5 protein-coding genes are annotated in these 8,363 nt (G+C 67.7%); all 5 read left to right on the top strand.

Annotated features, from left to right (window positions below; translation table 11 throughout):
* Positions 1–76: 76 nt before the first annotated feature.
* Entirely contained in the window at positions 77–4,786 is a 4,710-nt protein-coding gene (locus AC1RVW_RS16230) for an RICIN domain-containing protein (RefSeq protein WP_493201097.1), read from the top strand.
* Between the two features lie 141 nt (positions 4,787–4,927).
* Entirely contained in the window at positions 4,928–5,167 is a 240-nt protein-coding gene (gene atpE / locus AC1RVW_RS16225) for a F0F1 ATP synthase subunit C (protein ID WP_081270724.1), read from the top strand.
* 156 nt (positions 5,168–5,323) lie between these two features.
* On the top strand, positions 5,324–6,529 hold the full coding sequence (locus AC1RVW_RS16220; protein ID WP_081270723.1) for an ABC transporter substrate-binding protein: 1,206 nt from the start codon (positions 5,324–5,326) through the stop codon (positions 6,527–6,529).
* Between the two features lie 130 nt (positions 6,530–6,659).
* A complete protein-coding gene (locus AC1RVW_RS16215) occupies positions 6,660–7,580 on the top strand; it encodes a branched-chain amino acid ABC transporter permease (RefSeq protein WP_081270722.1) in 921 nt (306 codons plus the stop codon).
* Positions 7,577–8,363, top strand: a 787-nt coding sequence (locus AC1RVW_RS16210) for a branched-chain amino acid ABC transporter permease (protein ID WP_493201095.1), incomplete at its 3' end; no start/stop codon positions are given. The genes AC1RVW_RS16215 and AC1RVW_RS16210, both read left to right, overlap by 4 nt.

The raw sequence follows: 8,363 nt of genomic DNA, 5'->3' as shown, positions 1-8,363 counted from the left end.
CCCGCCCCCCCCCCCCCGGGGTGCGCCCTGCGCGCGCGCTTTTGCAAGTGACCGATACAACAACCTGGAGGCGACGATGAGAATCCGGTATTACTTGATGGCGTTCCTGCTGCCGTTCGTCACGCTGCTGACGCACGCTGCAATCACCGGGGTCAGTCCGATGACGACCCTGAACAACATGGCGGCGGCGGTTTCCGCTGCGGTCGCCGACCCGCTCCCGCTGCAGGGGCCGGGCCTGGGCAACCTCACCTACACCTCGGCGGAACTGTTCAAGCCGGTGTCGATGATCACCAGCGCCGCGCACCCGCTCGACCCGGCGCACAGCAGTGCCTACGAATCGCGCGAGGTGCCCGCCACCTACCCGGGCCGCAAGGACTACGGCATGAACGCGGGCATCATGATCAACGGCTACTTCCTCACCTCCTTCGCGCCGGACAGCGGCCTGGGCCCGGGCGGCTTCCTGCTGTACGACGTGTCGAACCCGCGCCAGATCCAGCTCGTCAAGAAGATCTACGAACCCGAGGGCCGCACCAAGGAGTTCCGCGAGACGCACTCCTTCGGCACGGCCAAGGTCGGCGGCAAGACGTACGTGGTGCTGCCAAGCATCAACGGCGTGGAGTTCTGGGACTTCACCGACATCAACGACATCAAGCAGGTGAAGAAGCTGGCGCTGCCCGGCGTCAACGGCGGCGACTACGAAGACGTGGCCTGGCAGCTCTGGTGGCAGGCGCCCTACCTGTACGTGGCCTCGGCCGGCCGCGGCATCTTCATCGTCGATGCCACGGACCCCGCGAACGCGGTGGTCGCCAACCGCGGCGCCGGCAAGCCCAACCCCGTGCCCACCGGCGAACTCGGGGGCTTCCGCATCGGGCCGATCTTCACGATGGGCAACCACATGGTGCTGACCGCGATGGAAAGCAACGGCGGCTTCGCGAGCCTGGACATTTCCGATCCGCTCAACCCCAAGGTGCTCGACTCCATCGTGGGCACCACGCCGTTCTATTACGCGACCTGCTTCGACGGCCGGAACCTGCACGTCTCCACGCGCAACAGCGGCGCGAAGATGTACAGCTACGACCTGAGCGACCGCTCGCGCTTCGTGGCCGAAGACAACCGCCTCGTCATCGACGAGCAGCTCTACTGCGCCACGCAGGACAACTACGTCATACAGGGCGCGCAGACCCGCATCCACAAGGTCGACGTGAGCAACCCGCTCAACCACGTGGAGGTGGGCCGCGGCAGCATCCTGCGCGAGGACGACCCGAACTTCTCGCATTCGGACAACGGCCAGGTCGCGATGTTCGGCAACCTGGTCTTCGTGGGCAACGACCACGGCTCGGGCAGCGGCTTCATCGTGCATTCGGTGGATCCCGACATCACCAGGCCCGAAGTGAAGCAGGTCTCGCCCGCCAGCGGCGCGAAGCAGCAGGCGCTGACCTCGCGCATCGGCCTGGGCATGACCGACAACATTCGGCCCGAGAGCGTGAACGCCAACACCTTCATCGTGCGGCCGGTGGGCGGCAACACGCTGGCAGGCACCTACAGCGTGCAGCTGGGCATCATCAACTTCTCGCCCGACCAGCCGCTGCAGCCCGGCACCAGCTATGAAGTGTTCCTGCCCGCCAACGGCGTGAAGGACTATGCGGGCAACGCCATCGCGGCGGACTACAAGTCGGTGTTCCACACCGGCAACGCGAGCGATATCAGCCTCATGCACTACTGGACGCTGGCGGGCAGCCTGTCGGACCAGATCGGCGCCAACAACGGCACGCCGGCCACCGGCGACGCCTTCGAGAGCATCGGCCTGAACTTCGCCAACCGCACGGCAGGCGTACCGCTGAAGAACGACACCGTGGCCACCGTGCTCGGCGGCACCGCTTCGCTGAGCTTCTACATGAAGACCACGCAGACAGGCGCGTCCAACTCGTGGACCGCCCCCGGTGTCTTCGGGCGCGACCAGGCGAACGGCACTGACGACTTGTTCTGGGGCTGGCTCGACACCAGCGGGCGCATCAAGCTGTCGGTCGGCAACGACGCGGGCACGGCCTCCTCGGCCGCGGTGAACGACGGCAACTGGCATCACGTGGTGATGACGCGCGACGCCGCCTCCGGCGCGCAGTCGGTGTACGTCGACGGGGTGAAGACCACCTCCGCCGGGCTCGCCGGCACCAAGGGCCTCGCGAACAAGTTCCAGCTGCTGGGGCAGATCCAGGGCAACGCCGCGCTCTTCAAGGGCACGCTGGCGGAAGTGCGGGTGTACGGCCGCGTGCTGAGCGATTCCGACGTGGCCACGCTGCGCGGCCAGGCCATCATCGGCGACCCCGGCATCGGCGGCGGGCCGAAGCTTGTCAACGGCCAGCTGGTGTTCAACCCCGCGACGCTGGGCGCGAGCGGCGCGCAGTACCGCTGGAACTTCGGCAACGGCACGCAGACGGCCTTCTCGAACCAGGCGAACTACACCTACACCTACAACACGCCCGGCCACTACACCGTGACGCTGACGGTGCGCGACGCCCAGGGCCGCGAGACCTACTACACCTACAACCTGACGGTGATCGCGCCGGTCACCGCACAGGCGCCCACGCACACCACCAACATCGCGGGCGACGCCAACTCGGTGTACTCGGTCAACCCCGACAGCGGCACGGTGGCCGCCATCGATGCGCAGACCCTGGCCAAGCGCTGGGAGACCCGCGTGGGCGACGAGCCGAAGACGCTGGCCGTGGGCCCCGACGGCCGCATCTGGGTGCCGGTGCACGGCGAGGACAAGCTGGTGGTGCTCAACCCGGCCGACGGCACCATCTCGGCCACCGTGGCGCTGGCCTACGGCAGCGGGCCCTACGGCGTGGTCTTCACGCCCAACGGCAGCAAGGGCCTGCTGACGCTGGAGAGCAAGTCGGTGCTCATGAGCTTCGACCCCGCCAACGGCAGCACCACCGGCGCGGTGGCGCTCGAGGGCGATGTGCGCGGCATCGCGGTGGCGGCCGATTCGCAGGTGGCCTACGTCACGCGCTTCAAGTCGAAGATGACGGGCAACCAGCTGCACAAGGTCAACCTGCAGAGCATGAGCGGCATGGGCGCCATCGCGCTGCCGGTGGACACCACCACCGTCGACACCGAGAGCCGCGCGCGCGGCGTGGCCAACTACACCGCGCAGGTAGTGATCTCGCCCGACGGCAAGCGCGCCGTGCTGCCTTCGAAGAAGGACAACATCGTGCGCGGCAAATTCCGCGACGGCACGAACCTCGTGCACGACCAGACGGTGCGCTCCATCCTGTCGCAGGTCGACCTGCAGGCGGCGGCGCACAAGTTCGACGAGCAGATCGACTTCGACGACCGGGCACCGGCGCGCGCCGCGCTGTTCTCGCCGGCCGGCGACTACATCTTCGTCGCGCAGATGGAAGGCAACCGCGTGGCCATCGTCGACGCCTACAGCCGCTCCATCCGCGGCGAGATCAACGCCAGCAGCGCGCCGCACGGCCTGTACCTGGACGCGGCGCGCAAGCGGCTGTTCGTCAACAACTTCCTGGCGCGCTCGGTGTCGGTGCACGACGTGGCCTCGGTGCTGTCGTCGGAGACCAATGCGCCGAGTTTCCTGCAGAACGTGCAGACGGTGGCGGTGGAGCCCATGGGCGCCGCGGCGCTGCGCGGCAAGCAGGTGTTCTACAACGCGTCGGACCGGCGCATGAGCAAGGACAACTACCTGTCATGCGCAAGCTGCCACGCCGACGGCGGCGACGACGGCATGGTGTGGGACTTCACCCAGCGCGGCGAGGGCCTGCGCCGCACCATCAGCCTGCAGGGCCGGCGCGGCATGGGCCACGGCAAGCTGCACTGGACGGCCAACTTCGACGAGGTGCAGGACTTCGAGAACGACATCCGCAACGAGTTCGGCGGCACCGGCTTCCTGAGCAATGCAGACTTCGGGGCCACTTCCGACCCGCTGGGCGCGCCCAAGGCCGGCAGGAACGCGCAGCTCGACGATCTGGCGGCCTACCTGACTTCGCTGAACAAGTTCATGCGCAGCCCGGCGCGCGCGGCGGACGGCAGCCTCAGCGTGGACGCGGTGCGCGGCCAGACCGTGTTCAACACGGCACAGTGCGCCACCTGCCACACCGGCGCCACCTTCCGCGACGGGGTGCGGCATGACGTCGGCACGATCCAGGCCTCCTCGGGCAAGGGCATGAACCAGTCGCTGGCGGGCGTGGGCTTCGACACGCCGACGCTGCTGGGCACCTGGAACACCACGGCGTTCTTCCACAACGGCCAGGCGGCCACGCTGCAGGACGTGCTCGCCAGCGGCCACGGCAATGCGTCCAGCCTGCCGGCCAACGACGTGGTGGCGCTGCGCGAATACGTTCGCTCGCTCGACAACGACCCGACGCCGGTGGTCACGCGTATCCGCTCCAACCTGAGCAACCTGTGCGTGAACGTGAAGGGCGCGGCAACCACGAGCGGCACGACGGTGGTGCAGTGGCCGTGCGGAAAAGCCGGCAACGAGCGCTTCACCATGACGCAGACCGGCGACGGCTTCGTGCAGTTCAAGGTCGAGCACAGCGGCCTGTGCCTGGCGCAGAGCGGCACCGCGACCACCAACGCGGCCGTGGTGCAGCTGGCCTGCTCGGCCGGCAACACGACGCACTGGAGCCTGGTGGGCTCGACCCTGCGCAACCGCGCCTCGGGCTCCTGCCTGGACGTGCCCGGCGGCGCGACCGCGCAGGACACGGCGCTGATCACCTGGACCTGCAACGGCGGCAACAACCAGAACTGGACGCAGGCGCCCTGAAGCTTCGACGCTCCGCCTGAAAGCCGGCCGTATTCACGGCCGGCTTTTTTTTCGCTTGCCCCATGACCTCCCACGTCATGGACCGTGCGCACCCGCTCTGGGAAAGTCTCTCCAACGATCAACCAACCAGGAGAAAACACCATGACCGGCTTCAACATCCTTCCGCTCGCAGTCGCATTGCTGATCGGCATTGCCGCACTCGGTTCGTGCCTCGGCATCGGGCTGGTGGGCCAGAAGTTCCTGGAAAGCAGTGCGCGCCAGCCCGAGATGGTGGACACGCTGCAGACCAAGTTTTTCCTGATCGCCGGCGTGACCGACGGCGCATTCATCATCGCCACCGGCATCGGCCTGTGGTTCGCCACGGCCAACCCCTTCGGCTGAACGGAAACGACACGACGCACTGGCACCATTCGTGCTAGTACCGTTGACACCAAATCGTTTATGGCTAAAGTATTTAGCTATCAACGGTTCGGTGCCATGGCTGCCGCAAGACGCGGCAGCCGGTGCGTCGTTTCATCCTTCCACGCCGGAGAATCCATGAGCCATCTGCCCCCGAAGTCGCCCGCGCTGCCGCGCACCCTGCTGTCGCTGCTGCTGTGCGGCGCCGCCCTTGGCACCGCCGCGCAGGCCATGGCCGCGCCCGTGAAGGTGGGCCTGGCGCTCGACATCTCGGGGCCCTTCGCGGCACTGGGCGCCGAAGCGCGCGACGGCTTCGCGCTGGGCATCAAGCAACTGGGCGGCAAGCTCGGCGGACAGGACGTGGAGTTCGTGCAGGCCGACATGGCCGGCAGCCCCGACCAGGCCAAGCAGCTGGTCGACCGCATGATCCAGCGCGACAAGATCGACCTCTTCAGCGGCCCCATCGGCTCCAACGTGGCGCTGGCCGTGGGCCCGACGCTGTTCAACGCCAAGGTGCCCTACCTCTCGGCCAACGCCGGCCCGAGCCAGTTCGCCGGTGCGCAGTGCAACGCCTACTTCTTCGGCACCGCCTACCAGAACGACCAGTTCCACGAAGCCGCCGGCAAGTTCGCGCAGGACCGCGCGTTCAAGAAGATCGTGCTGATCGCGCCCAACTACCCCGCCGGCAAGGACGCGCTGGGCGGCTTCAAGCGCCAGTTCAAGGGCCAGGTGGCCGACGAGCTCTACACCAAGCTCGGCCAGATCGACTACGCCGCCGAACTCGCGCAGCTGCGCGCGGCCAAGCCCGACTCCATCTACTTCTTCCTGCCCGGCGCGATGGGCATCAACTTCATCAAGCAGTTCGTGGGCGCGGGCCTGTCGAAGGACATCACGCTGGTGACCAGCGGCTTCTCGGCCGACGAAGACGTGATCGGCGCCGTGGGCGATCCGATGCTCGGCCTGTTCAACACCTCGCACTGGGCGCACGACCTCGACAACCCCGCCAACAAGGCCTTCGTGGCCGCGTTCCGCAAGGAATACAACGGCCGCTATCCGTCGGTGTACGCGGCGCAGGCCTATGACGCGATCCTCGCGATGGACGCGGCGGTGAAGCAATCGGGCGGCAACGCGCAGAACCGCGAAGCCGTGGTGGCCGCGCTGAAGAAGGCCAACTACGCATCGACGCGCGGCAGCTTCAAGTACGCCAACAACCACTACCCCATCGAGAACTTCTACCTGCGCGTGATCGGCAAGGATGCGCAGGGCAAGGTCACGAACAAGCTGATCAATACGGTCCTGACCAACTACGGCGACTCCTACGCCGACAAGTGTCCGCTCAAGTAACCCCCCAGGCTTCGCGGCACTTCGTGTCCGCTTCTCCTCCCCCCCTGCCGGGGGCGACACCTGAGGCCCGGCGAAGCCGGTTCCTCGGTGTCTCTTGAATAAAAATGCGGGCAACCCTGTTGGTTCTTCTATGAGTGGAATTCTTGTTCTGGAGCAGCTGCTCAACGGCCTCGGCTACGGGCTGATGCTGTTCCTGCTGGCAGCCGGGCTGACGCTGGTTTTCGGCATCATGGACGTGCTGAACCTCGCGCACGGCTCGCTGTTCATGGCGGGCGCGTATGTGGCGGCCGAGGCGCACACGCGCACCGGCTCGTTCGCCGCGGCCATCGTCATCGCGGTGGCGGTCACGGTGGTGGTGGCGCTGCTGCTCGAAGTGCTGCTGATGCGCCGCCTCTACACGCGCGACCATCTCGCGCAGGTGCTCGCCACCTTCGGCGTGATTCTGGTGGCCGACGACATCGTGACGATGGCCTGGGGGCCCTCGCCGGTGATGGCGCCGACGCCCGCCGCGCTCTCGGGTCCGGTGCAGCTCATGGACGGCCTGCCCTATCCGGCATACCGCCTGGTGATCCTCGTGGGCGGGCTGCTGGTGGCGCTGGCGCTGTACCTGCTGGTGAACCACACGCGCATCGGCATGCGGGTGCGCGCGGGCGCTTCAGACCGGCCGATGGCCGAGCTGATGGGCGTGCGCGTGGGCCGCATCTTCAACGGCGTGTTCCTGCTGGGCGCCGCGCTGGCCGCGCTGGCCGGCGCGCTGATGGGACCGATCGTCGCGGTGCAGGTCGGCATGGGCGAAGCGATCCTGATCCCCGCGCTGGTGGTGCTGGTGATCGGCGGCATCGGTTCGGTGCGCGGCGCCTTCGTGGCCGCACTGTTGGTGGGCGTGGTCGACACCGTGGGGCGCGCCTTCGTGCCGATGCTGCTGCGCGCCACGCTGCCGCCGGCCACCGCCGCCGACCTGGGGCCGCTGTTCGCCGAAGTCGCGATGTACGCGCTGATGGTGGTGGTGCTCATCTTCCGGCCATCAGGCCTTTTCTCGGCACGCGCATGAAGTCACCCTCACGCTACATCGGCCTCGGGCTGCTCTTCGTGCTGCTCGCGGCGTTTCCGCTGGTCGCGCCGCTGTTCGGGCTCGAGTTCTACATCGGCTTCGTGCGGCGCGTGCTCATCGTGGCGCTGGCGGCGGCGAGCCTCAATTTCATCCTCGGCTTCGGCGGCATGGTGGCGCTGGGGCATGCGGGCTTCATCGGCATCGGCGCGTACACGGTGGTGGCGCTGAGCGACGCGGGCGTGATGTCGGGCTGGATCATGTGGCCGGCCGCCGCGCTCATGGCCGGCCTGGTGGCCACGCTGATCGGCACGGTGGCGCTGCGCACGCGCGGCGTGTACTTCATCATGACCACGCTGGCCTTCGCGCAGATGCTGTACTTCGTGGTGGTGTCGCTGCGCCGCTATGGCGGCGACGACGGCTACACGCTGATGTCGCGCCCCACGCTGCTGCCCGGCCTCGACCTGGGCAATGAGTCGAACTTCTACTGGGTGGTGCTGGCGATCGTCGCGCTGGCGCTTTGGTGGCTGCACCGCGCGACGCAATCGCGCTTCGGCCATGCGCTGATGGGCATCCGCGACAACGAGACGCGCATGCGGGCGCTGGGCTATCCGGTGTTCCGGCTGCAGCTGGTGGCGTTCGCCATTGCGGGCGCCATCGCGGGGCTGGCGGGTGCACTGCTGGCCGGCGGCAACGGCTTCGTGAGCCCGGCGACGATGCACTGGACGCAGTCGGCCACGCTGCTGGTGATGGTGGTCATCGGCGGGCTGGGGCGCAGCTGGGGCG

It is taken from the genome of Variovorax sp. MPBD4-3, from assembly GCF_058809745.1.
Note: the sequence above shows the minus strand (reverse complement) of the source record. Positions and strands in the feature narration are given on the sequence as shown.

Bases quoted from the DNA above. Each gene is read 5' to 3' on its own strand.
- AC1RVW_RS16230 (WP_493201097.1), top strand. From the start codon at position 77: ATGAGAATCCGGTATTACTTGATGGCGTTCCTGCTGCCGTTCGTCACG.
- atpE (WP_081270724.1), top strand. From the start codon at position 4,928: ATGACCGGCTTCAACATCCTTCCGCTCGCAGTCGCATTGCTGATCGGC.
- AC1RVW_RS16220 (WP_081270723.1), top strand. From the start codon at position 5,324: ATGAGCCATCTGCCCCCGAAGTCGCCCGCGCTGCCGCGCACCCTGCTG.
- AC1RVW_RS16215 (WP_081270722.1), top strand. From the start codon at position 6,660: ATGAGTGGAATTCTTGTTCTGGAGCAGCTGCTCAACGGCCTCGGCTAC.